Origin of the sequence: Streptomyces sp. NPDC002809 (assembly GCF_040295435.1) — a bacterium.
Taxonomy (GTDB): Bacteria; Actinomycetota; Actinomycetes; order Streptomycetales; family Streptomycetaceae; genus Streptomyces.
In genome coordinates this window covers 81,845-106,105 of record NZ_JBEOVJ010000016.1, presented here as the reverse complement: position 1 = coordinate 106,105, position 24,261 = coordinate 81,845, and the positions used below count along the sequence as shown (strand labels likewise).

Here is a 24,261-nt window from a genome sequence, read left to right as displayed (position 1 = left end):
CGCCCGCGCAGCCGGTGGCGTACAAGGAGGGGTGCGGCGGCCTCCGCCGCACGACGCGGCGCACCGGCGGCGTGCGGAGACAGCGTGTTCCTGTCCGCGGCGTCCCGGATGGAGCGGAGCCCCCTCGGGACCGCTGCGGACTCCGATGAGGTGGATGCCCTGCTCGTCGTGGCCGCCGAGCACACGAGCGGTGGGCCATGTCCTGTCCGTGAAGCCCGCTCCGGCCCGCCCGCAACGCTCCCGAGGAGCCGCGCCGCAGGTCAGGCGATGATCGGGACCACGGCCTCCGGGGTCAGCATCCGGAACGTGAACGACTGGTGGAAGTACAGCCGGATATCCGTCGCGTCATGGTCCTCGTAGCCGATGGACAGGTCCTCGCCCAGGCACAGCTCGAAGTCGCCGCCCCGGGTGGACAGGAGCACCCCGCCGGCCACGGCCGGGGCCCACAGGATCTGGTCGTCCAGCAGCCTGGCCAGATGAGTGGAGACGGGATAGCCGTGGTCGGACGTCTCGGTCGCCTCCGTGAACGCGTCCGCGCCCAGGAGCAGCCGGTACGGCCCGTCGACACCCGCCAGCCGCAGCCGGGTCAGCGCCTGGCTCACCGTGGCCGGATAGTCCCGGGCGTCGGCGGGCAACGGCAGCGGGGCGTGCGAGGAGCCGTCCCGCAGACCGGCGATGCCGGCCGCGGCGTAGCCGTCGATGATCGCCATGTCCTCGGCGAACGCACAGGTCCGGGCCGCGTCCTTGACGGGCTGCCAGTCGCTGTCGTCCGAGCCGCGCTCGACGTCGTCGACGGCCGCCCGCGTCACGGTGAACGGCACCCGCCACTCGATGACGGGCATCGACGTACGGGCGCGCGCGACGACGTCCGGGGTGGGCGGATCGATGTCGCGCAGATGGCCGTCGCCGACCGCGGCAAGTTGCGGCCCCTGCGGACCGCTGACGTCGATGACGCGGCGGCCGGCCAGATGGCGGCTGAAGGTGCGCCGGGCCTCCTCTTCGATCTGGTCCCAGGCGGCCTGGGTGACAGGGGCGAGTTCGCGATGGAGGTTGTTCATCTCTGGGCGCTTTCTTGCAGGCTGCCGATGCGCAGCGAACCGTTCCGGACCACCGGCGCGACCACGGCCCTGGCCACCGGCGCGGACGCCGGCTCCGGCTGGGGTGTGGCCTCGGCGGAGGCGGGCGACGGCGGCGGGGCGCCGAGGAAGTCGGCGTCGGGGGCGTGGAAGAGCGTGCCGGTGACCGCGGTCGAGAAGTCGAGGATGCGGTCGTGGGTGCCGGGAGGATCACCGAGGAACATGTTGCGCAGCATCCGCTCGGTGACGTCGGGGTCGGCGGCGTACCCGATGAAGTACGTTCCGAACTCGCCCTGCCCGAAACTGCCGAACGGCATGTTGGCGCGCAGGATGTCGCGCTCCGTGCCGTCCGGGTCGGTAATGGTGTTCAGCGCGACGTGCGAGTCAGCGGGTTTGACGTCGTCGGCCAGCTCGACGTCGGTGAACTTGGTCCGCCCGATCACCCGCTCCTGCTCCTCGGTCGTCAGCGCGTTCCAAGTCGTCAGGTTGTGCAGGTACTTCTGTACGACGACGTAGCTGCCACCCGCGAATTCGGGATCCTCGTCCCCCACGAGGGCCGCCGACCGGGCATCGTCGCCCACCGGGTTCTCCGTGCCGTCGACGAACCCGAGCAGATCCCGGTGGTCGAGGTAGCGGAACCCGTGCGTCTCGTCGACGACCTTCACCGCCCCGCCCAGCCGGTCCAGCAGCTGCGACGCCCACTCCCAGCACACGTCCATGCGCTCGGCCCGGATGTGGAACAGCAGGTCGCCCGGGGTGGCGGGGGCGTGATGGCGGGCGCCGTGCAACTCCTGGAAGGGGTGCAGCAGAGCCGGTCGCGGACCGGAGAACAACCGGTCCCAGGCATCGGAGCCGAACCCGGTCACACAGACCAGCCCGGCATCCGGGTAGCGGAACCCGATGGAGCGGGCGAAGGCAGCCAGATCCGGCAGCGCCTCACGGACGACCGGCTCACCACCGGGCTCGATCGTGGCGACCAGGATCAGCGCCGCGCTGGTCAGCGGGGCTACGACGGGCCGCGCCGCGGCCCGTTCCTCGTTGATGTCGGGCATGCGGCGGCTCCATGAGCTGGCTCGGCGGTACGGCGCGGTGGAACACGGCCCCGTCGCAGTACGGCGAGCGGGGCCCGCTGCCACTTACCCACACCCCGGGCCCCGCCGCACCCCGGGTCACCCGACCGGGCGACCCTGCAGCGAGCCCGGCGCCCCCTGGGCCCGACGGCCGGAACCGGGCCGGCGACGCGCCGGCAGGCGGACCGGCAGGCGGACCGGGCTTGTGTCTCCCCCGGGGGGAGACAGCAGGGTGTGCACATGAACGGCGACACACATCTCTCGATCGGCGAGCTGGCCCGGCGGACCGGGCTCACGGTCAAGACCGTCCGCTCGTATTCGGACCGCGGGATCGTGGCGCCCTCGGGCCGAACCCCGGCCGGCTACCGCCGCTACGGGCCCGACGCCGTGGCGCGTCTTCAGCTGGTGCGGACGCTGCGTGCGCTCGGACTCGACCTGTCCACGATCCGCGAGGCAGTGGCCCGGGACACCCCGCCGGCCGAGCTCGCCGCAGCGCACGCGGAGGCGCTCGCGGCGCAGATCCGAGTGCTGAGCGTGCGACGCGCGGTGCTCATGGCTGCCGCCAGACGCGAATCGACCCCTGAGGAGATGGATCTCATGCACCGACTGGCCACACTGTCCGAGGAAGAACGACAGGTACTGATCCGCGAGTTCCACGACGAGGTCTTCACCGGTTCAGGTATGGGGACGGGCATGTCGGGCGTCATGAGGTCGATGACGCCGCAGTTGTCGGACCACCCCGCCGAGGAAGAGACCGAGGCATGGATCGAACTGGCCGAACTGTCCCTGGACCCCGGCTTCCGGACGGTCATGCGACGCACGGCCGAACACCATGCGGCGGACCGGGCCGGTCATGGAGCCGGCCTCCCCGGGCGCGGTCCGGAAGTGGTGATCCGTGACCACGCAGCCCCGGCACGCGAGGCGGGTGTCGCCCCGGGCTCCGCGCAGGCCGGTCCCGTCGTCGACGCGGTGACGGCCGCGTACGCGCGACTCTGCGGCCGACCGGACGACGACGCTCTCCGGAAGCGGCTGCTGGCCCGTCTCGACACCGTCAACGATCCGCGCAGAGAGCGGTACCTCCATCTGCTCGCCGTGGTCAACCGATGGCCTGCTCCGGACCGGCTGTCGCCCGAACTGGACTGGTTCAGCGCGGCGCTGCGAGCCCGGATCCCCGACTGATCCGGCCGGTCCCGGACTGCCGGGCGGGCGCGCCCGCCTGCAGGAGATGGCCACGGACCAGGCCGACGCAGGGGTTCGCGGGGTGGCTCAGACCCTGCGGGTGGTGGCAGCCGTCTGCCTCATTCCCGTCATCCCATGGGCTCTTCCGTCGATGTGCTCGCGATCCTGCGCGGGTCCATGCGGGCGCGCGGCCGTACCGTCGGATCCGTCGGCGCTCCTGCGGTCCGGGTCCGGGCAGCAGGAGCGCGTAACCCTCCCGGGCGCGGAGCGCCCCGGCTCGCCGAAAGATGTGACATGGCAAAGATCCTTTTCGTTGTGACCGGATCCGACCACTGGATTCTGGCCGACGGAACCGCGCACCCGACCGGCTTCTGGGCGGAGGAGGTCGTCGCCCCGTACGAGCGCTTCCGGGCCGCGGGACACGAAATCGTCGTCGCCACCCCCGGTGGAGTGGTTCCGACGGTGGACCGGGGGAGTCTGGCCCCCGAGTTCAACGACGGCCAGGAGAACGCCGACAGGATGGCGGCGTCCGTCGCCGGCATGGCCGAGCTCCGGCAGCCGCTGAAGCTTGAGGACGTGGACCCGGCGGACTACGCGGCGGTGTTCTACCCCGGCGGGCACGGCCCGATGGAGGACCTGGCAGTGAACGCCCACTCCGGCAGGCTGCTGACCAGGGCTCTGGAGTCGGGGATGCCGCTCGGTGTCGTCTGCCACGCCCCGGCGGCCATGCTCGCCGCCACGAAGGACGACGGCACCAACGCGTTCGCCGGGTACCGGCTCACCGGCTTCACCAACACCGAGGAGAGCCAGGCGGGCTTCGCCGACCGGGCCAAGTGGCTGCTTCAGGACCGTCTCGTGGAGGTCGGCACCGACTTCCAGGAGGGCGAGCCGTGGACGCCGCACGTGGTCGTCGACCGCAATCTGGTCACCGGTCAGAACCCGGCATCGTCCGGCCCGCTCGCCGACGAGCTGATCAAGCGGATCGGCTGAAGCGGATCGGCTGAGCGGGTGGGCTGAAGCGGGTCGGCGGAAGCGAGTCGGCCACGCCTGTTGTCGACCGCTGGATCAGTCCGCCTCCACCTCCGACCGGTCTCCGCCCCAGAGGGTGTGGAAGGAACCCTCCACGTCGACGCGGCGGTAGGTGTGGGCGCCGAAGAAGTCCCGCTGCCCCTGGGTGAGCGCCGCCGGCAGCCGCTCGGCGCGCAGACCGTCGTAGTACGACAGCGCTGCGGCGAACCCGGGGGTCGGCACTCCCTGGCGCACCGCCTCGGCCACCACCGCACGCCAGTCGTCCTGCGCCGCGCCGATCTCCTCGGCGAACTGCTTGTCGGAGAGCAGGCTCAGCAGCTCGGGCCGCGTGTCGTACGCCGCGCGAATGCGGTCCAGGAAGGCCGCCCGGATGATGCAGCCGGCCCGCCAGATCGAGGCCACGGAACCGAGGTCGATGTTCCAGTCGTACGCCTCGCTGCCCGCCCGGATCTGATGGAACCCCTGGGTGTACGAGACGATCTTGGACGCGTACAGGGCCTGTTCCACCCGGTCGGCGAAGGCGGCGGCCTCCCGTTCGCCGAGCGGCGCGGGCGTGGGCCCAGCGAGCTCCTTCGCCGCATCCCTGAGGTCGGCGTGGCCCGACAGCGACCGGGCGAAGACGGCCTCAGCGATGCCGGAGACGGGCACGCCCAGATCCAGTGCGATCTGCACCGTCCAGCGCCCGGTGCCCTTCTGCTCCGCCCGGTCCTGCACGATGTCGACGAAGGGCCTTCCGGTCGAGGCGTCGGTGTGGGCCAGGACCTCGGCCGTGATCTCGATCAGATACGAGTCGAGGCGTCCCGTGTTCCAGCTGCGGAAGGTCTCGGCGATCTGCGCGGGGGAGTACCCGGCCACCGTGCGCAACAGGTCGTACGCCTCGGCGATCAGCTGCATGTCGGCGTACTCGATGCCGTTGTGCACCATCTTGACGAAGTGACCGGCGCCGTCCGGACCGATGTGTGCGGTGCAGGGCGTGCCGTCCTTCGCCTTTGCCGCGATCTTCTCCAGCATCGGCCCCAGCGACTCGTACGATTCGGCCGAACCGCCCGGCATGATGCTGGGCCCGTTCAGCGCCCCCTCCTCGCCGCCCGAGATGCCCGCGCCCACGAAGTGGACGCCGCGCTCGCGCAGCGCCTTCTCGCGGCGCCGAGTGTCCTCGAAGTGGGCGTTGCCGCCGTCGATGATGACGTCGCCCTCGTCCAGCAGAGGCGCGAACTCCTGGATGACCGCGTCCGTCGGCTTACCCGCCTTCACCATGACGACCAGGCGCCGCGGCCGTTCCAGCGCAGCGACGAACTCCTCGGGAGTGTGCGCGGCCACGAAGGACCCCTCGTCGCCGAACTCGTCGACCAGGGCGTCCGTCTTCGCCGTCGTGCGGTTGTGTACCGCGACGGTGTAGCCGTTGCGGGCGAAGTTGCGGGCCAGGTTGCGGCCCATCACCGCGAGTCCGGTGACGCCGATCTGCGCAGTGCCGCTCATCTGTCTGCTCCTGCAGTGTGTCGGGATGCGGGGGACCGATCCGCAGGCGGGGAGGCCGGTGGTCGGTGGTCGGTGGTCGGTGGTCGGGAGGCTGCGATGTCCAGTATGGATACGGGACGGGGGGACGGCCTGTTCAACGGCCGCACGGCACCCGAACCTCGCGCGTGGGACCCGGTCCGTGCACGGGCGGACCGGGCGTAGGCCGCGATCCCGACGGCTCGTCCGGCGCCGGCCGTGTTCCGCGTCCGAACACCAACAGGGCGCTCCGCTGCTGTTGTTCACCGGCTCTTGACACTCCTGGAGCGGTGACGCGACACTGACAACGCCTTGGAGAGCGCTCTCCCAACGGATCCGGGTCCGTTCCCTCTCCTGCAGTCTGCCCGCGTCGTCCCACTCCCCGCTGTCGGCGCGGTGCACAAGCCCGCGGTGATCACGGCGATCCGTGACTACCGCGGGCCGGCGGCTTTCCCGGCCGGGCGCCCGCCTGTGTATATTCCGGAGAAAGCTAAGGGGTCTAGGCAGTACTTCGGTGGGGGTGGGGATGGTTCGCGCGGGACTCACGACCGACCGGGTCGTGGCGGCGGCGGCCGACCTGGCCGACTCGATCGGGTTCGACAAGGTCACCATCTCCGCGCTGGCCCGCGGCTTCGGCGTCAAGGACGCCAGCCTCTACTCCCATGTCAAGAACCTCCAGGATCTGCGGACCCGGGTCGCGCTGCTGGCCGCCGGTGAGTTCATCGACCGGATCGAGGCGGCGGTGGCCGGCCGGGCCGGGAAGGACGCCCTGACCGCGTTCGCCGACGCCTACCGGTCCTTCGCTCTGGAGTGCCCGGGCCGGTACGCGGCGACGCAGATGCGCGTCGATCCTGCCGTCGCCGCCGAAGCGCCCGCGTACCACCGGACCATCGGGACCACCGCGTCGATGCTGCGCGCCTACGGCCTGGCCGAACCCGACCTCACGGACGCGGTGCGGCTGCTGCGCAGCACGTTCCACGGGTTCACGGCCCTGGAGGCCGACGGCGGATTCGGTGCGCCGCGCTCCGTGCAGGTGTCCTGGGAGCGCGCGGTGGAGGCCCTGCACTTCCTGCTCTCCAACTGGCCGTCGGCGATCGGCGGGGCAGGGCGCGGCGCGTGAAGCCGTGGCGGCCCCGCTGCCGACAGGCGGGCCACCAACCTTGCGCAAACGGTCGTCCCGGCCGCCCGGAACCGCTGCGGAGGTCTCTGAGAGCGATTCGGCCTGCCGGGAGCTCTGCTGAGCCATGATGGCCGTGCTCTTCTCGCGTGCTCGCGCAGACCCTTCTCCACTTCAAGGCGACCCGGCGCGGACCCGCAAGCGGGCGAGCCGGACGCTCGGCCACTCGATCAGCAGCGGCATGCCCTGACGAGCTTCCGAGTCGTCTCTTGATCGCTCTCTCCGGCCCGTCCGACGTACAGCCGCCGTCAGCCGGAGGCCGAGGGCAGCGCGCTTGCTGCGGGTTCGGTCTCGGGAGCGAGGAGGAAGTGCTGGGCGGGGCTGTCGGTGCAGGGGCCGGCGACCGCCACGGCTGACGCGGCCTTGGGATCCGTACCCGAGATGCCGATGCACCGCCCGTCGCTCGCGGACCGGATCCGGTACGGCTTGCTTGCCCCGGCGGGTGAGGCCGGCGCCCCGGTCGCGTCGACCCGCTCGAACGTGAACACCTGGGCGGTCCTGCTGCTGCGGCAGTCGTCCCAGGGTTCGAGCAGCCCGCTGGTGAGAACCGTCAGACAACCCCAGCCCTGCACGGGATGCACCCACTTGACGAAGTAGCGGCCGTCGCCGAGTGGTTCGATCCTGGTGTACGGGGGCGTGGACCGAGAACACGCGAGCTGCACGGCGACCGTGTCGCCGCCGGGCTCACGGCCCTCGGTCACGCACAGGCCGGTGGCCCGGACCGGTCGGATGCTGTACCACCCGGTTGCCGGGTCCTGGGACGAGGGCGCGGTCGCTGCGGGACCCTTGCCCGGATCGCCGGGCAGGATCAGCCAGGCGGCGATGCCCACCACCAGCACGGTGGACAACGACACCAACAGGCGGGACCCCACGGTACGGCGCCTACCCCGCGGCCACCTCGGCAGAGATCCGGGCTCCGACCGGGTCGTGGGGTGCCCGGCACCCTCCTCCATGCTGCGACCGCGTGCACCTCCGGCTTCGGAGCGGCCTTCGATGCCGTCACCGTCGTCGGCCGGTGACGATGACGACAGGGCGGCGCGGCCGTCGGGGGCACCGGCCTCCGTCGTCGGGCGTTGTGCCGAACCGCCTTCCACTGCAAGGCGGTTACGCGCCTGGAGCCAGGCCTCGACATGCTCGCCCGCGCCGCAGGCGTGGACGAAGGCATTCAGCATGTGCGGCCGCGGCAGCGCCTGCCTGCGCAGTACGTCCGCAATCGTGCTGCGCGGCAGGACCCGCCCCTCCCGCTCCGCGCGCTCTTCGAGTTGACGGTATGTCAGCCCAGAAGCGTCCTTGAGCCGCTTCATCATGGCCACGAACTGCTCGACACTGTCGGCTCGTTCGGGCTCTGTGCCCCCCGTGGTGTTCATGACTCCATCCTTGGCCCTCCGTCCGGCGGGCAGCAAGAGTGCTCTGCGCAGCCCGGAGCTTTGTCCGAAAGGCGGTGGTGACCAGCCCGGACAGCAACGGACTGTCCGGGACACCGGACATCCCTTGCCGGACGCAGCTCCGGCCGAGCAGTGTCGGTGCTGCCCGGCGGAACAGCCAGGCACATCCACAGGCCACACAGGAGTGTTCTCATGCGCAACAACGCACGGACCGCACGCATCGTCCCCCTGGCGCTCGCCGCCGTCTTCGTCAGCGGGCTGAGCGCCACCACTGCCGCTCCGGCACAGGCGCGCACCGAGACGCAGGCGTCCGTCAAGGTGAGCGACGCCCACTACCTGCGCTTCAACAAGGGTTCGGTCACGAACTCCCGCCTGGAGCTGGTCAAGCGCACACCCGGCCGGGACAAGGTGATCAAGTCGTACAAGGCGGGCTCGGGCCAGGTCAAGAACACCTGCGCCGTCGGCAAGGGCTGGCTCCCCAACGCCGGCGCGAGCAAGCCGTACGCCATCGAGTGGCACCGCAAGAACTTCGACGGCATCATCAACGGCCTCGTCATCAAGATCGCCGACCGCAAATGCCACAACGGCACCAAGCGCACCGAACTGTTCATCCACAGCGAGATGAAGCCGAACGGCAAGAGCGGCGTCATCGAGTCCGAGCGGTGGACCAACAGCAACCCCAACGACTACTACTCCAACGGCTGCATCAAGCTCAACCCGACCAACATCAGGGACCTGTTCAAGCGCCTGGACCGGATCGGCTGGCCGAAGAAGCTGTACGTGGTGAACTGACCTGCCTCAGCTCTCTGTTCACGGTGCCCGGGAGGACCTCCCGGGCACCGCCTGCTGCTTGCGGGCTCCGTGTGGCACAGGGCCGGGGCGGGCGTCCCCGCTGTGCACGGCCTCGGACCTTGCCGGTGTTCCCGCGGCGGCCTCGGGCAGACAGGTGTTCCCCGCGCGGCCTCGGGCAGGGTGCGCGGGATTCGGAGCCGCAACGAACGGATGACGAGTCCGCTGCTCCGGCCACATCCACGGACAGCGCGAAACCTCCGGCGACGGCGGTCGTCCGCCGCGGCCGGAGGCTGCTGGGTGGCCCCTGGACCCTTGCTCCCTTACCGGGCGGGGGGTCAGGCGGCCCGGCGCGAGCGGCCTGCCGCTGCTTCGCGGATCAGCTCGGCGTAGCGCCGGCCGCTGCTCTTGACGGTCCGGCGCTGCGTCGCGTAGTCGACGTGGACCAGGCCGAACCGCTTGTCGTAGCCGTACGCCCACTCGAAGTTGTCCAGCAGGGACCAGGCGAAGTAGCCGGCGAGCGGGGCGCCCTTGCGGACGGCGCGGGCGCAGGCGGCGAGATGCTCCTCCAGGTACCGGGTCCGTTCCGGGTCGTGCACCGATCCGTCGGCGAGGACGACGTCCTGGTACGCCGAGCCGTTCTCGGTGACGTAGATGCGCTGGACGCCGTATTCCTCGGTCAGGCGCAGGAGCAGTTGTTCCAGTCCCTGGGCGTGGACCTCCCAGTCCATGTGGGTGTGGCGGGATCCGGGCAGATAGACCTGCTTGGCGTGCGGGACGGGGCCCTGCGCGTCGGCGGTGACGACCTGGCGGAAGTAGTAGTTCACTCCCATCCAGTCGAGCGGCGCCGCGATGAGTTCCATGTCGCCCTCCTGCACGGGGAGTTCGACTCCGTACAGGTCGACCATGTCCTGCGGGTAGCCGCGCCCGAGGATCGGGTCGAGCCACCAGCGGTTGGTGTGCCCGTCGCCGCGCACGGCGGCCGCACGGTCCGCCTCGCGGTCGGTGGCGGCCTCCACCGGGCTGAGGTTGTTCACGATGCCGACCCGGGCTTCCGGGCACGCGGCCCGTATCGCCTTCACGGCGAGACCGTGTCCGAGGTGCAGGTGGTACGAGGCGCGGACGGCGGCGGTCAGGTCGGTGAGACCTGGCGCCATCGTGCCCTCCAGATGGCCGATCCAGGCCGAGCAGAGCGGTTCGTTGAGTGTCGCCCAGTCCTTCACGCGGTCGCCGAGGCGGTCCACGACGACGGAGGTGTAGGCGGCGAAGTGCTCGGCGGTCTCGCGGACGGTCCAGCCGCCGCGGTCCTGGAGCGCCTGCGGGAGGTCCCAGTGGTAGAGCGTGGGGAACGGGGTGATCCCGGCGTCGAGGAGGCCGTCGACCAGCCGGTCGTAGAAGTCGAGACCGGCCGCGTTGACCGGGCCGTCGCCCCCCGGGACGATCCGCGGCCAGGCGAGCGAGAAGCGGTACGCGCCCGCCCCCACCTCCTTGATCAGGGCGATGTCCTCCGGGACCCGGTGGTAGTGGTCGCAGGCCACGTCCCCGGTGTCGCCGCCGTCCACCTTCCCCGGGGTGTGGGAGAACGTGTCCCAGATGGAGGGCGCGCGGCCGTCCTCGGCCACGGCTCCCTCGATCTGGTACGCGGCTGTGGCGACGCCCCAGGTGAAGTCGGCCGGGAGGGCGCTGAGGTCGTTCACGGACTTCCTTTCCGAAGTGGTCACTTGACGGCTCCCGCCGTGAGACCGGCGACGAGGTAGCGCTGGAGGAGCAGGAAGCCGGCGACGATCGGCACGCTGACGACGAGCGAGGCGGCCATGACCTGGTTCCAGTAGACGTCGTTCTGTGTGGCGTAGCCCTGCAGACCGACGGCGAGCGTGCGGGTGGTGTCGTTGGTCATGACGGAGGCGAAGAGCACCTCGCCCCAGGCCGTCATGAACGCGTACACGGCGACGGCGACGATGCCGGGCACCGCGGCCGGGACGACGACCCGGAACAGGGCGCCGATCGGACCGCAGCCGTCGACGAGCGCGGCTTCGTCCAGGTCCTTGGGGATCGAGTCGAAGTACCCGATGAGCATCCAGATGGAGAAGGGCAGCGAGAACGTCAGATACGTGAGGATCAGTCCGCCGCGCGAGCCGTACAGGGCGATGCCGGTGCTGTTCCCGATGTTGACGAAGATGAGGAACAGCGGGAGCAGGAAGAGAATGCCCGGGAACATCTGGGTGGAGAGCACCGTGACGGTGAAGACGCGCTTGCCACGGAACTTGTAGCGGCTGACGGCGTACGCCGAGAACACCGCGATGATCACGGACAGCACCGTCGCCGAGCCGGCGACGACCAGCGAGTTGACGAAGTACCGGGCGAGCGGGACGGTCTCCCAGATGTCGAGGTACGGCTTGACTGTCAGCCCGGACGGGATCCAGTGGAACTTCCCCGAGACGTCCTGGAGCGGCTTGAGGGAGCTGCTGACCATCACGTACACGGGCAGCAGGACGAAGGCGGTCAGGAAGGCCAGGATGACGCGGCGGGTCCAGAGGAAGGACTGCGGCGCGGCCATCGGCGACCGGGACCGCGATCTCGATTTCGCCGCTCTCGGCAGTGCGGCCGGCTGGGCATGGCTAGGCATCTGCACCCTTCCTTCCGCGTGAGGTGATGAGCAGGTAGACGGCCGTCACGACCAGCAGGAACAGCAGCAGGAGCACGGACATCGCGGATCCGGTGCCGAAGTTCCAGGTGACGAACGACGACTGGTAGATGTGGATGGAGATGAGGTCCGCGTTCTCCGGTGCCGCCTTGCCGAACAGCACGTACGGGGTGTTGAAGTCGTTGAACGTCCAGAGGAACAGGACGAGCACCAGGACCTGGTTGACCGGGCGCAGCGACGGCAGCGTGATCTTGCGGATCTGCTGCCAGATGCCGGCGCCGTCGATCGCGGAGGCTTCGTACAGCTCGCGCGGGATGTTCTGCAGCCCCGCCATCACGATGAGGAAGGCGAACGGCCAGCCCTTCCAGACCGATACGACGATCAGCGCGTAGATGCTGTTGTCACCGATCAGCCAGAAGGACGGCTGGTCGGTCAGCCCGAGCTGGTCGTGGAGCACGTGATTGACCAGCCCGTTGTCCCGCTGGAACATGAACGCCCAGGTGATGACGGCCGCGTAGACCGGCAGTGCGTACGGGACGAGGAAGATCGCCCGCAGGAAGCCACGGCCGCGGAAGTTCTCCTGCAGCATGATCGCCGCCGTGACACCGAACAGCCACGCCAGGCCGACGGCGAAGAACGTGAAGACACAGGTGACGAAGAACGAGTGGAGCAGCGCCTCGCCGATCGGGGCGTTGAAATCGACGGCGATCCTGTAGTTGTCGAGGCCGGTCCAGGGCGCTGCGCCCCAGTTGCCGATGAAGAACTGCGTGAGCTGGCGGAAGCTCATCACGATCCCGATGATCATCGGAATCACATGGACGAGGAGTTCGAGCAGGACGGCCGGCAGGAGCAGGAGATAGGGCAGTCCGCCCTGGCGGATCCGGCCGGGGATGCGCGGCAGTCTCCTGCGCGCACCCCCGGCGCCCCGGCTCGTCACCCTGTCCGACTTCTCGGTACGGCTGTCGGTGGTCACGGTGGCGGTCATGGAAGGTGCCTTACTGCTGCATCGTCTGCTGGGCCTTTTCGAGGCGCGCCTTGACGGATTCGGTGGTCACGGGGCGTCCGGCTGCGGCGTCGGCCCACAGCTCCTTGACCGCGGTGCCGACGGCCGTCTCGAACTGCGACTCGTTGGGCACCTGCGGCAGCGGGGCCGCGCTCTTGGCCAGCGTGTCGCGCAGGACCGCGAGGTCGGGCGCCGAGAACGCGGCGTCGGCCTGGGCGGTCTTGACCGGCGGGATGGATCCGTAGGTCTTGTTGAGCAGCTTCTGCTCGGCGTCGCTCGTCATGAACTTCACGAACTTCTTGGCGCCGTCGATGTTCTTGGTGTTCTTGAACACCGCCATGTTGATGCCGGCGACCATCGAGTTGATGTTCTTGCCCTGGCCGGGGGTGCCGGACGCGACGGGCACGGGGGCCGCGCCCCAGTCCTCGGGCTTCATGCCCTGGGCGGCGAACGTCGAGGCGGCGGCCTGCCACAGCACCATCGCGGTCTTGCCCTTGGCGAAGTCCGTCAGGGACTGGTTCTGGGCGTACTCGGCGTTGCCCGGCGCGATGATCTTGTCCTTGGCCATGAAGTCGATGTACTGCTTCACGGCGGCGACGGCGCCATCGGAGGTGAACGTCGGCTTTCCGGCCGCGTCGAAGAAGTCCGCGCCGTGCTGCTGTGCCAGGACGAAGGTCTGGTGGATGTTGTTGGAGAGGTTGGCGCCCTCCGCGCCCAGGCCCCACTTGCCGTTCCTGGAGAGCTTCTTGCCGTCCTCGACCAGCTCGTCCCAGGTGGCCGGGGGCTTGGCTATGCCCGCTTCGGCGAAGCTCTTCTTGTTGTAGTAGAGGGCGTACGCGAGCGAGTACAGCGGGACCGCGGAGGGGTCCTTGCCCTTCGCGCCGGCCGAGGCCACCGCCGAGTCGACGAAGCGGTCCCGGCCGCCGATCGCGTCGAAGTTCGCCTTGTCCCAGGGGAGCAGCGCGCCCGTCGCCTGGAGGGAGGCCGACCAGGTGTTGCCGATGTTCAGCACGTCGGGGCCCTGACCGGACGTGGTGGCGGCGAGGATCCGGTTGAGCAGGTCGGCCCAGGGGACGACCTCCAGCTTGACCTTGATGCCGGTCTGCTCCTCGAACTTCTTCAGCTCGGGGGTCAGGATCTTCTTGTCGGCCTCGATGCTGGGGCCCTGGTTGGACGCCCAGTACGTGAGGGTCTTGGGCGAATCGTTGCTGCCGCCGCCCGAGGACGTACCGCCTCCGCAGCCGGTGACTCCGGCGGCGATGGAGATGGCGAGGGTGGCGGCTGCTGCGGCTCTGATGGTGCGCATGCGGGATGGCCCCTTTCCGGGGAGGAAGGCCGCGTTCGAGAAACGAACGACCTTCAGGGCTTAATTTATGACGTGATTTAAGAGGTGAGAGAAGGTCGCGTCAAGTCCCGCGGTCACGGTATGTTGCGGGAAGGGAAGGAGCCACATGGCTGAGCGCAACAGACGGACCGTGCGTGACCTGCGACGGGGCAACCGGGCGAGGGTATTGCAACGGTTGTATTTCGACGGCCCGCTGAGCCGCCAGGAGCTCGGTCCCGTCACAGGGCTGAGTTCAGGTTCCATCAGCAACGTCGTCGCGGAACTCGCCGCGGAGGGTCTCCTGGAGGAGGCCGGTGTCGTCGACTCCGACGGCGGTCGTCCCCGCACGCTGCTGCGGGTGGCTCCCGGGGGCGGCCTCCTCATCGGCATCGACATCGGCGAGACCCGGATCAGGGTCGAGCTCTTCGATCTCGCCCTCACCGAACTCGCCCGCACGGAAAGGCTGCTGGCCCAGCACGGCTACGACGTCAACCGCATCGTCGGCCACGTCCGCAGCGGGGTCGCCGACGTCCTGCGGGACGCCGGCGCCGATCCGCGCCGGCTCCTCGGCATCGGGATCGGCGTCCCCGGCATCATCGAACGCGACGCACCGGACGGCTCGGTCGGGGACGTGGGCTCCGTCGTCCACGGCCAGACCATCAACTGGAGCGCCGTCCCCTTCGAGCGGCTGCTCCGTGACGCCGTCCGGGTCCCCGCGGAGGTGCCGTTCTTCATCGACAACGGCGCCAAGACGCTCGGCCAGGCCGAGATGTGGTTCGGCGGCGGACGCGGCGCGGGCGCCTCCGCTGTCGCTCTCATCGGCTCAGGCGTCGGTGCCTGCGTCAACCACGGCGACCTGCTCGACGAGGACCGCAGCAGCATGGCCCTCGAATGGGGTCACACCACCGTGCAACTGCGCGGCCGACGCTGCCGGTGCGGCTCGACAGGGTGCCTGGAGGCGTACGCGGGCGCCGAGGCGATGCGCGAGCGCTGGCACGAGGCGGGCGGCCCGCTGCCCGCCGACGCCGACGACGAGACCGCACTCGCCGCGCTGCTCGCCGCCGCCTACCCCGGCCCCGGCGGCGAACCCGACCCGCTGGCGGTCTCGGTCCTGGACGAGACGGCCGCATGTCTGGGCGCCGCCCTGGGCGACCTGATCAACCTCTTCCTGCCCGAGCGGATTCTGCTCGGAGGGTGGGCGGGCCTGCTGATCGGCCCGCATCTGCTGCCCGACATCCGCCGTTACGCACAGGAGTACGCGCTCCGCCATGCCGCGGCCCGGACCACGATCGAGCTGGGCCGGCTCGGGCCCGACGCGGTCACGGTCGGCGCCGCGACACTGCCGCTCGCCGACTTCCTGGCGAGGGGCGGCAGCCGCCCCTCGCCCGAGCCGCAGTCCGGCGGCCCGGCACCGGGTTTCCGGACCGCCGCGGATTCCGTACGGAACCGGGAACGGACGACGTCGGACGCGGCGGGGTGAGGTGAGACGCGTTGAGGTGGGACGCGGGGAGGCGGGAGCCGACGGGTGTGCATGGCGGCGGCGCGCACCGGCGGCGTCGGCACCCGGGCAGGGCCGGAATCAGGGCGGGGTCGGTACTGGGGCAGGCGAGCGCCGCAGGTCCGGCCGCCCTGGCTCATGGTGAGGGCGATGACCGGGATGTGGGGCGCCACGCGGCCGGCCAGGTCACCTCCTGCGCGACGGCCCCCGGCACGCCGAGGCTCGCCCGGGCGCGTTCCACGTAGCGGCTGCGCGCACTCCGGAACTCCTGGAACGCCTGATCCCAGTTCTGTTCGACTTCTGTGGGAACGCCCCGGGCCAGGGTCTCCAGCCGCCACAGGCAGTGGTCCAGTGTCTTGGACGCGGTGTTCGCCTCGGTGTCACCGAGGAGCCCGAGCGTCTCGGACAGGGCGGAACGGCGTGACTCCAACTCGCCCAGCTCCGTGAGGACATCGGGCGTCGGCTCCAGCTCCATGGGCCCGGACACCAGACCCCGGGCGGCGGCGATCATGTGATAGCGGGCCGCCAGCTCCTTCACGGCATGGGCGTACTCCGCGTAGGCGGTCAGGCGGTGCTCGTCCCACCGCACCGCCTGCTGTCTGCGCCACCTCGCCCGCTCGTTGAGACTGCTCACCAGGAAAGACATCAGCGCTCCGAGAGCGACGCCCGCCAGGGGGAGTATCCGGTCGGTCAGACTCACACAGGACCCCGATCACGTAGTGCGGCACCTACCTGATCTTTTCCGTTGCGGCCGGGCAGCACAACACCTCCCGGGGCGGCGGGCGATGACCGTGCCGGCACCGGCACCGGAACCCGCGCCGACGCGCGCACCGCACCGGCATCGGCACCGACGCGCGGCCCAGCACCCGCGCCGAAGCGCAGACCCGGACCCCGATCGCACCCGGACTACGCCGAGTCGCGGACCACCAGTGCGGGTTCGAAGATCACCGACGTCGTCGCCCCGTCCGGCTTCGACAGCCGGTCGATCAGCAGCCGGGCCATCTCGGCTGCCATCGCCTCGACCGGCTGCCGGACGGTGGTCAGCGGCGGTCGGCAGGCGGATGCCGCGCTGCTGTCGTCGAACCCGATCACCGCGACGTCCTCGGGCACCCGCCTGCCGTGCTCCCGCAGGACGTGACAGGCACCCATCGCCATCAGGTCGTTGGCGGCGAACACCGCGTCCAGATCAGGGTGCTCGACCAGCAGCCGTTCCATCGCAGCCTCGCCGCTCTCCTGGGTGAACTGACCCTCGGCGATCGGGATGTACGGGTGCCCGTGTTGCGCCATCGTGTCGCGGAAGCCGGCCAGCCGCTCCTGCCCGGCCGGAACGTCGAGCGGCCCGGTGATGGTCGCGATGCGCCGGCAGCCGCGGGTCAGCAGATGCTCGGCGGCCAACCGCGCACCGTCCTGGTGGGCCAGGTCGACGTAGCTGATCCGGACCGGCCGGGCGGGCCGGGCGTACAGCACCGCGGGCAGTCCGGCCTCCGTGAGCAGGCCGGGCAGCGGGTCCTCCGCGTGGGTCGAGACGACCAGTGCGCCGTCGGCGCTGCCCTGGCGCAGGAACGAGACCACGTCCTCGCGGGCCCGTGACGTCTCGGCGAACATCAGGACCGGGTGCATCCCGCGCGGCCGGAGGTAGTTGACCACCCCGGTGACGACCCGGCCGAAGAACGGGTCGGCGAAGACCTGCGCGGTGAAGGACGATCCGCTCTCCGGATCGGCCGCGTCCGCCGCCGGCCCACCGTCGGAGGCTTCGGGCTCGACGCCCGCGCCCGACACCACCAGGGCGATGGCGTCCGTGCGCCGGGTCACCAGGGAGCGTGCGGCCCGGTTGGGCGCGTAGCCGGTGAGGGCGACCGCCTGGCGCACGGCCTCCTGGATCACGGGGTCGACATTCCGTACGCCGTTGATCACCCGGGAGACGGTGGCGCGGGAGACACCGGCCGCCCTCGCCACGTCTTCAAGGGTGGGTGTACCGGCCGAGCGCAGATCATCCGTCATGAGCGCATTTATAGCATCAGTGGAGAGCGCTCTCCGTGACGTTCCGAACCGTTACCGGAGTCCGTTCCGGAGTCGTACCGGAGTCCGCACCGGCCGGAGTGTTCGTTTCGGTTGCCGTCACCGTCGCGCCCAGCGGCAGATCGCCCGCCGAACGGCCGCTCAGCAGCGTGAAGTCGCCCGCTTCCGTGTCCCACCCGTGCAGCGGGACCGACCAGTGCGCCAGGCCGCGGCCGGACACCCGGACCACCGCGACCACGCTCTCGCCGGGATCCGCCTCGACCGCCGCGTACCCGATCAGGCGCAGGGCCGGCCGCTCGACCGACGACCCGCTCCTGGCCAGATACACCTGGACCACCTCGCGACCGCGCCGCGGTCCCGAATTGCGCACCCGGACGTGCACGTCGAAGGCCTCCCCGGCCCGTACCGTCGCCGGGGTCGTCAGCTCCTCGTACTCCCAGCCCGTGTAACCGAGGCCGTGGCCGAACCAGTAGGCCGGCACGGCCCCGGACCGCAGCCAGGCCGCATAGCCGATGTGCAGGCCCTCCTCGTAACGAAGCTGCCCGTCGGCTCCGGGGGCGGTGTCGAGCACCGGTACGTGGTCCTGGGCGGCGCCCCACGTGGTCGGCAGCCGGCCGCCCGGCTCGGACCGGCCGAACAGGACGTCCGCCAGCCCGTTTCCGGCCTCCTGGCCCGGGAACCACTGGAGCAACAGCGCGGGCACCCGGGCGTGCCAGGGAAGGGTGACGGGGCCGCCCGAGTTCACCACGACCACCGTGCGCGGATTGGCCCGCGCCACCGCCCGTACGAGCGCGTCCTGGCCCTCAGGCAGGCTGAGGTTCCCGCGGTCGTGGCCCTCCGACTCGCTCTCCTCGGTCGTGCCCACGACCACCACCGCGACATCCGCCGCCCGCGCGGCGGCCACGGCCCGGGCGAGCTCGTACCCCGCGTCCCCGGCCGGCGGGGCGGCGGCGAGGACGGTCGCCACTCCGGTCCCGGGGTCCAGCGAGCGCCGTGCCACCACCTCCACCTCCCGGCCCGCGACCACTTCGGTCTGCACGGAGCGCAGGGGAGGCGCGACATGCACCCGGGTCGGATCATCGCTGTCCGGCGGGAACGACCCGGAGAGGACTTCCCGGCCGTCCACGGACAGCGAGAGGTCGCCCCAGCCGCCCACCGCCCAGGTCCACAGACCGCCCACGTCGGGGCGGACCAGGGCCCGGATCTCCACGGCCGCGGAGCCCTCGGCCACGACGGAGGGCTCCACGATCCGCCCGGACAGCCGGTGCTCGGTGTGGAGTTCGTCCCCGTTCCCGTCCAGCAGCCTGACGAGCACGCCCGGTTCCCCCGTGCGCGGATCGCGCGACCCGTCCCGGGCGAGCGGGAGGGGGCGGGCGGACGGCGGCAGCCCGGGACGATGGGTCACTGTCGCCGAGCCGTCGAGCGCCTCCTCGATTCCCGCCAGTGGCGTCACCACCGAGTCGGGGAACACCTCCGCGCTGCCCCCGCCCTGAATGCGCACCGCGACGGCGTGCGGGCCGATGACCGCGACCGAGCGCAGCTCCGCCGGATCGAGTGGCAGCAGATCCCCGTCGTTGCGGAGCAGCACCGAACCGGCGGCGACGGCCCGGCGCAGCAGCGCCCGCTGGGCACCGGGCGCCACCACCGGCCGCCACACCGGCCCGGGTGATCCCAGCGCACCCACTCGCCCGGCGAGCCGGAGCAGGCGCCGCACCTTGTCGTCGATCACCTCGGGGGAGACCAGACCCTGCTCCAGGGCGGTGAGCAGACCGGCCGCCCACGGGCCGGCCGGCCCCGGCATCGCCAGGTCCTGCGCGGAGCGCGCGGTGTCCAGGAGTGTGCGCACGCCGCCCCAGTCCGAGACCACGGGCCCCTCGAACCCCCAGTCCTCCTTCAGCGGGTGCTCCAGCAGCGGAGAGGCGGACATGGTGACGCCGCCGACCTTGTTGTACGCGGACATGACCGCCCAGACGCCGGCCGCCACCGCTGCCTCGAACGGGGCGAGGTAGAGCTCGTGGAGCGTCTGTTCGTCCATGCGCACGTCGACGTTCAGCCGGTCCGTCTCGGCGTCGTTGGCGACGAAGTGCTTGGCGGTGGCGGCGACCCCGCCGGACTGGATGCCCCTGACGAGCGCCGCGCCGGTCCGCCCGGTCAGGAGGGGGTCCTCGGAGAAGCACTCGAAATGCCGCCCGCCCAGCGGGGACCGGTGCAGATTCAGCGTGGGCGCGAGGAGGACGTCCACCCCTTTGCGCCGCGCCTCCGTGGCGAGCAGCGTACCGAGATCCGTGAGGAGACGCTCGTCCCATGAGGCTGCCAGTGCGGTCGGGGAGGGCAGGACGAGCGACGTCTCGCGCTCGTCCCAGGTCTCGCCACGCACCCCGGCGGGTCCGTCGGAGAGGACGAGGGGGCGTAGCGCGACGGTCGGCTCGCCGTGCGTGCGCCAGGTGCTCGCACCGGTCAGCAGACGCACCTTCTGTGCCAGGTCGAGCTTCTCCAGCAGCGGATCGATCTCTTCGTCCGTCATGACGGTCATGCCCCTTCAACCCCCCGCGCCCCGAACGGATCGGAGAGCGCTCTCCCGAACTGCCGCGCCCAGCGTCGCTGGCCGACGCCGACCGTGTCAATGGGGGACGGTTCCGGACGGGGCCGGGTGCCACCCGCCGCCGGTGGTGGCCGGAACTCGCTGTGCCCTTGTCATCACCCGCTGTCTGCACATAAGTTGACCGCTTGCGACGTGTCCTACTGCCTGTGGGGGAGCCACATCATGGCCGCGAACGGACGGCACCGCAGATACCAGCCCAGCCGCATCAACCGTGCTTCGCTCACGGTCACGGCGGGCGGCGCGGGCATTGCACTCCCGCTCATCGCCGCCGCATCGGCGGGTGCTGCGTCAGGAGATGTCTGGGAGAAGGTCGCCGCGTGCGAATCCACCAGTAACTGGCACATCAACACGGGGAACGGCTACTTCGGCGGGCTTCAGTTCACCCGTTCGACCTGGGCGGCCTACGGCGGCACGGTCTATGCGCCGCGCGCGGACCTGGCCACCAGGGACCAGCAGATCGCCATCGCGGAGAAGGTCCTTCAGGGACAGGGCCCCGGTGCGTGGCCGGTCTGCTCCGGGAAGGCGGGCCTGACGCGGGGCGGTGACGGACCGGACATCAGCGCGCAGTCCGAGCGGACGGCCGAGGTCGCGACGCCGAAGAAGGCCGATTCCCGGACATCCGTGCCGACACGGGCCGAGACGAAGAAGACTTCGTTACCGGCCACCCCGACGACGGTGCCGGGCAAGCGGGACTCGTACACCGTGGCCCGCGGGGACTCGCTCTCCGGGATCGTGGCAGACCGGCGTCTGGAGGGTGGCTGGCAGCGGCTCTACTCGGCGAACCGCACGGTCGTCGGAGACGACCCGGACCTGATCTTCCCGGGCCAGCGCCTGAGCCTCGACCTGGCGGGGACCCCCAGGACGGCCACCGGCGCTGCCCCGAAGCAGGCTGCCAAGCCGGAGCCGCGGGCCAAGGAGAAGGCGGCGCCCGCTCCGAAGAAGGCGGCGCCCGCGCCGAAGGGGACGGCGCAGCCCGAGCGAAAGCAGACGGCGCAGCCCGCGCAGCAGGCGAAGCCGAAGCCGGCGGCGCAGCCGAAGCAGACACAGCAGGCGAAGCCGGCACCCAAGAAGACCGAGAGCCACAAGACCGAGAGCCACAAGACGGAGACCCGCAAACCCGCGCGGGCCGAGAAGCACTCGGGGCTCACCGCACCGGTGGCGGCCGGTACGGGCACCCCGTACCACCAGGCAGGTTCCTGGTCCAGCGGCTACCACACGGGCGTCGACTTCCCCGTGCCCACCGGCACGTCGGTGAAGGCGGTCGCTCCCGGCACGGTCGTCTCGGCGGGCTGGGGCGGGGCGTACGGCTACCAGATCGTCATCCGGCACGGCGACGGCAAGTACAGCCAGTACGCGCACCTGTCGTCGCTCCTCGTGCGCTCCGGTCAGCACGTCGGCGGAGGACAGCGCATCGCCCGCTCCGGATCCACCGGCAACGTCACGGGGCCGCACCTGCACTTCGAGATCCGGACAGGACCCGACTACGGTTCCGACGTCGACCCGCTGGCCTACCTCAGGGCGGGCGGCGTCAGGGTCTGAACACCGGGGTGCTCACCGGCCGCGGTGGCGGAGGCGGAGGTGGCGGACTCCGCGGATGACGCGCCCTTTCGCGCGGCGCCTCCGCGCGGCCGCGGGTCCGGTCCGAACTCCGCCTGACCCACCCGACGCTCCAGCGGCGTCCGTACGGGCAGCGGCAGCGGGGCGGGAAACGTTTCCGCGGCCGCCACCGGCGGCGTCGGCCCCGTGGGTTCGGGAAAGGCCACCACGGTCGGCGTCGTCGCCCGGACCGGGCGGGGCGGAGCGCCCGCCGGGTCGGTCGCTGTCTCCGCCGGTTCCGGCGAGCCGGCGGGCCCGGCGAAATCCGCCGAGTCCTCGCCGGAGGCGCTGGAGGCGGCGGGGGACAGGGGCCCCGGCGGAGGTGCGGGGGCGCTGTTGCCATCGGACGCCCGGTCCGTGCGGGCAGCGGCCTGAGAGTGCTCGCCGACGGTCTGCCGGCCCTCCCGGCGCTCCGCGCTCATCCGCTCCGTGGTGAGCATGATCAGTCCGCCCGCCGCGACGGCCCCGCAGGCGAGTGCGAGCATCGCGCCCGCGGTGCCGTAACGGAACTGCTCGCCGAACAGCGTGATGCCGACCGCAGCGGCCACCACCGGGTTCACCACGGTCACCGTGGCGAGCGGGGCGGTCAGACCCGCGCCGCGGTAGGCGGCCTGGGACAGCAGCAGCCCGGCCCCGGCGAGGGCCGCGATCACCAGCAGTGTCGGAAGGCCCGCGCCCACCGAGCCCGAGGTCCACTGCATGGCAACGGTCTTCGTGAACACCGACGCGATACCGAAGGCGACACCTGCGGCCCCGGCCAGGACCACGCTGCGGATCACCGGCCGGCGCATGGCCTTCGCGAGCAGGATGAGCGCGGCCACCGCACCGAACGTCACGACGGCGAGCATCAGTTGCTGCGGCCCGCCCAGGGAGTGCGCGTCGGAACTTCCGGTCAGGGCCAGCAGTCCCGCAAGCCCCACCGTCGTCATGACGGCGCCGCGCCAGGCGGTCGCCCCTGCCTTGCGGCGTACGAAGAGGGCTGCCATCGGCAGGGCGAAGACGATGGTCAGGGCGCCCAGCGGCTGCACGAGGCTGAGCGGGCCGTACGCCAGCGCCACCACGTGCAGGACGGCACCCACACCGTTCAGTGCCACCGCGGCCCACCAGATCCGGTTGCGCAGTGGTGCGAGTGAGCGGCCGTCGGAGGCCGTGGCCACGCGCTCCTGCACGATCGCCCCGGCTGCGTAGGCGACCGCGGAGACCAGCGACAGGAGCACGGACAGCGCGAGGGAACTCATGTACACCACGATCTCCCTTCAAAGCGCCCGCGTCGTCGTCCCTGAGACGGCGATTCGGCGTACTGCTTTGGTAGTACGGGAGCGGTCCCGGTGTCCTCCTCCCGACGGTAGTCCTCCCTGTGGCCGACGTCAGAACGATCATCCCGCACAGCTACGGTGAACCGCGAGCCGCGGCACTGCCGGTGTCCGCGGGGTCACATCAGGTGGCCGGGCGGAACAGAAGGGGCAGCGCGATGGGCGAGAACGAGGCGGCCGGCCCGGGCGGGTTCTTCACGCTGCGGACGACCGCCCCCGTGCCGGATGGTGGGCACCTTACGCTGGCACGGTTGTACGCGGGGCAGGACGCACCGCTCACAGCCCGGATCGACACCGTGGCGGAGCGGCTCGGCACGTCCGAACGACGGGTCGCCGCCTCCGTCGCGCATCTGGGGCTTGCCGCGCGGCTGTGGTCGACCGCTCTGGGCCAGGCCGCCCTCACCGGAGGATTCCCCGCTCTGCGGGCCGAGGACCTTCACTGGGACCCCCGGCTGTCCGCCCCGGACGACCTGTGGCTCGATGGGGGCGCGATGCTTCCTGGTTCGGCGTCCCGGATCAGGGACGCCGTCCAGTGCGGCCATCTCGAACCGCTCTGCGCGGCGATCCGCCGGGACACCCCCGTGCCGGTCCGCCTGCTGTGGGGCAACGCCGGATCCGCGCTGGCGGGAGCCGTGCGCCAGCTGGTCGTGTGGGCGCGTACGCACCGCAGGCCGGACGTTGCCGCGCGCACCCGCGCCCTGGCAGCCGAACTCTTCGACCACGCGGATCTGCGCGGCACGGGCGCACCGCACGGGCCGGGCTTCCGCAGGCGCACCTGTTGTCTCTACTACCGAGTCCCCGGCGGCGGGCTGTGCGGTGACTGCGTCTTCGACGAGGCCCCCCGCAGACCGCCGGGGCGGCCCGGACCGGACTGAACGGAGAGGGTGCGTCATGTGCCGGACCGACGCCGGAACGCCGGACAGAGCCTTTCGGGTGTCTCCCACCGGCCGCGCGGCATGTACTGCACCGGATGGAAGGCGCGGGTTGTGAAGTCGACGGAGAATGGTTCTTCTCTGCGACGAGGAGCTCGGACATGCAGCAGTCCACCGTGGGGGCGCTCGGT

At 71.2% G+C, this 24,261-nt stretch carries 19 protein-coding genes; 7 read left to right on the top strand and 12 right to left on the bottom strand.

Annotated elements, in window-relative coordinates; translation table 11 throughout:
- Window positions 1-260: 260 nt before the first annotated feature.
- Together ABT025_RS13315 and ABT025_RS13310 are read right to left on the bottom strand one after the other, a co-directional pair.
- Window positions 261-1,058 carry a family 1 encapsulin nanocompartment shell protein gene (locus ABT025_RS13315; RefSeq protein ID WP_350993230.1) on the bottom strand — a complete coding sequence of 266 codons (798 nt, stop codon included), beginning with the start codon at window positions 1,056-1,058 and terminating at the stop codon, window positions 261-263.
- Window positions 1,055-2,128 carry a Dyp-type peroxidase gene (locus ABT025_RS13310; RefSeq protein WP_350993228.1) on the bottom strand — a complete coding sequence of 358 codons (1,074 nt, stop codon included), beginning with the start codon at window positions 2,126-2,128 and terminating at the stop codon, window positions 1,055-1,057. Before ABT025_RS13310 ends, ABT025_RS13315 begins: the two co-directional genes overlap by 4 nt.
- 258 nt (window positions 2,129-2,386) lie before the next feature.
- Here ABT025_RS13310 and ABT025_RS13305 point away from each other — a divergent pair, with 258 nt between their 5' ends.
- Together ABT025_RS13305 and ABT025_RS13300 are read left to right on the top strand one after the other, a co-directional pair.
- Window positions 2,387-3,325, top strand: a complete 939-nt coding sequence (locus ABT025_RS13305; protein WP_350993226.1) for a MerR family transcriptional regulator — start codon at window positions 2,387-2,389, stop codon at window positions 3,323-3,325.
- Window positions 3,326-3,619: 294 nt separating this feature from the next.
- A complete protein-coding gene (locus ABT025_RS13300; RefSeq protein ID WP_350993224.1) occupies window positions 3,620-4,315 on the top strand; it encodes a type 1 glutamine amidotransferase domain-containing protein in 696 nt (231 codons plus the stop codon).
- Between the two features lie 75 nt (window positions 4,316-4,390).
- On the opposite strand, the gene gnd is transcribed toward ABT025_RS13300, so the two are convergent.
- Entirely contained in the window at window positions 4,391-5,833 is a 1,443-nt protein-coding gene (gene gnd / locus ABT025_RS13295) for an NADP-dependent phosphogluconate dehydrogenase (protein WP_350993223.1), read from the bottom strand.
- Window positions 5,834-6,374: 541 nt separating this feature from the next.
- Between gnd and ABT025_RS13290 the strand changes: the two genes are divergently transcribed.
- Window positions 6,375-6,968, top strand: a complete 594-nt coding sequence (locus ABT025_RS13290; RefSeq protein ID WP_350993222.1) for a TetR-like C-terminal domain-containing protein — start codon at window positions 6,375-6,377, stop codon at window positions 6,966-6,968.
- Between the two features lie 305 nt (window positions 6,969-7,273).
- Here ABT025_RS13290 and ABT025_RS13285 read toward each other — a convergent pair whose 3' ends face one another.
- Window positions 7,274-8,392 (bottom strand): RICIN domain-containing protein, encoded by a 1,119-nt coding sequence (locus tag ABT025_RS13285; RefSeq protein ID WP_350993221.1) that lies wholly within the window; start codon window positions 8,390-8,392, stop codon window positions 7,274-7,276.
- 210 nt (window positions 8,393-8,602) lie between these two features.
- Here ABT025_RS13285 and ABT025_RS13280 point away from each other — a divergent pair, with 210 nt between their 5' ends.
- Window positions 8,603-9,202 (top strand): hypothetical protein, encoded by a 600-nt coding sequence (locus ABT025_RS13280; RefSeq protein ID WP_350993219.1) that lies wholly within the window; start codon window positions 8,603-8,605, stop codon window positions 9,200-9,202.
- Between the two features lie 335 nt (window positions 9,203-9,537).
- Here ABT025_RS13280 and ABT025_RS13275 read toward each other — a convergent pair whose 3' ends face one another.
- The 4 genes from ABT025_RS13275 to ABT025_RS13260 are packed head-to-tail and all read right to left on the bottom strand — an operon-like array spanning window position 9,538 to window position 14,152.
- Complete coding sequence (locus ABT025_RS13275; RefSeq protein WP_350993217.1) at window positions 9,538-10,896, bottom strand: GH1 family beta-glucosidase; 1,359 nt, start codon at window positions 10,894-10,896, stop codon at window positions 9,538-9,540.
- 20 nt (window positions 10,897-10,916) lie between these two features.
- Entirely contained in the window at window positions 10,917-11,825 is a 909-nt protein-coding gene (locus ABT025_RS13270) for a carbohydrate ABC transporter permease (protein ID WP_350993215.1), read from the bottom strand.
- Window positions 11,818-12,828, bottom strand: coding sequence for a carbohydrate ABC transporter permease (locus ABT025_RS13265; protein WP_350993213.1), 1,011 nt, complete (start codon window positions 12,826-12,828; stop codon window positions 11,818-11,820). Before ABT025_RS13265 ends, ABT025_RS13270 begins: the two co-directional genes overlap by 8 nt.
- Before the next feature lie 10 nt (window positions 12,829-12,838).
- A complete protein-coding gene (locus tag ABT025_RS13260; protein ID WP_350993211.1) occupies window positions 12,839-14,152 on the bottom strand; it encodes an ABC transporter substrate-binding protein in 1,314 nt (437 codons plus the stop codon).
- A 145-nt stretch (window positions 14,153-14,297) separates the two neighbouring features.
- Between ABT025_RS13260 and ABT025_RS13255 the strand changes: the two genes are divergently transcribed.
- Window positions 14,298-15,650, top strand: coding sequence for an ROK family transcriptional regulator (locus tag ABT025_RS13255; RefSeq protein WP_350993206.1), 1,353 nt, complete (start codon window positions 14,298-14,300; stop codon window positions 15,648-15,650).
- A 154-nt stretch (window positions 15,651-15,804) separates the two neighbouring features.
- Here ABT025_RS13255 and ABT025_RS13250 read toward each other — a convergent pair whose 3' ends face one another.
- From ABT025_RS13250 to ABT025_RS13240, 3 genes are all read right to left on the bottom strand, one after another.
- The gene (locus tag ABT025_RS13250; RefSeq protein WP_350993205.1) at window positions 15,805-16,314 is read right to left on the bottom strand and encodes a hypothetical protein; all 510 of its coding nucleotides are present in this window, start codon (window positions 16,312-16,314) and stop codon (window positions 15,805-15,807) included.
- Between the two features lie 260 nt (window positions 16,315-16,574).
- Entirely contained in the window at window positions 16,575-17,669 is a 1,095-nt protein-coding gene (locus ABT025_RS13245; RefSeq protein WP_350993203.1) for a LacI family DNA-binding transcriptional regulator, read from the bottom strand.
- A gap of 16 nt (window positions 17,670-17,685) precedes the next feature.
- Window positions 17,686-20,211, bottom strand: a complete 2,526-nt coding sequence (locus tag ABT025_RS13240; protein ID WP_350993201.1) for a glycoside hydrolase family 3 C-terminal domain-containing protein — start codon at window positions 20,209-20,211, stop codon at window positions 17,686-17,688.
- 240 nt (window positions 20,212-20,451) lie between these two features.
- Here ABT025_RS13240 and ABT025_RS13235 point away from each other — a divergent pair, with 240 nt between their 5' ends.
- Window positions 20,452-21,828 (top strand): transglycosylase family protein, encoded by a 1,377-nt coding sequence (locus ABT025_RS13235; RefSeq protein WP_350993199.1) that lies wholly within the window; start codon window positions 20,452-20,454, stop codon window positions 21,826-21,828.
- Here ABT025_RS13235 and ABT025_RS13230 read toward each other — a convergent pair.
- Window positions 21,798-23,132 (bottom strand): DMT family transporter, encoded by a 1,335-nt coding sequence (locus ABT025_RS13230; RefSeq protein WP_350993197.1) that lies wholly within the window; start codon window positions 23,130-23,132, stop codon window positions 21,798-21,800. The two genes, ABT025_RS13235 and ABT025_RS13230, sit on opposite strands and share 31 nt — an antisense overlap.
- A gap of 224 nt (window positions 23,133-23,356) precedes the next feature.
- Between ABT025_RS13230 and ABT025_RS13225 the strand changes: the two genes are divergently transcribed.
- Window positions 23,357-24,073, top strand: a complete 717-nt coding sequence (locus tag ABT025_RS13225) for a (2Fe-2S)-binding protein (RefSeq protein ID WP_350993196.1) — start codon at window positions 23,357-23,359, stop codon at window positions 24,071-24,073.
- The last annotated feature ends 188 nt before the right edge of the window (window positions 24,074-24,261 follow it).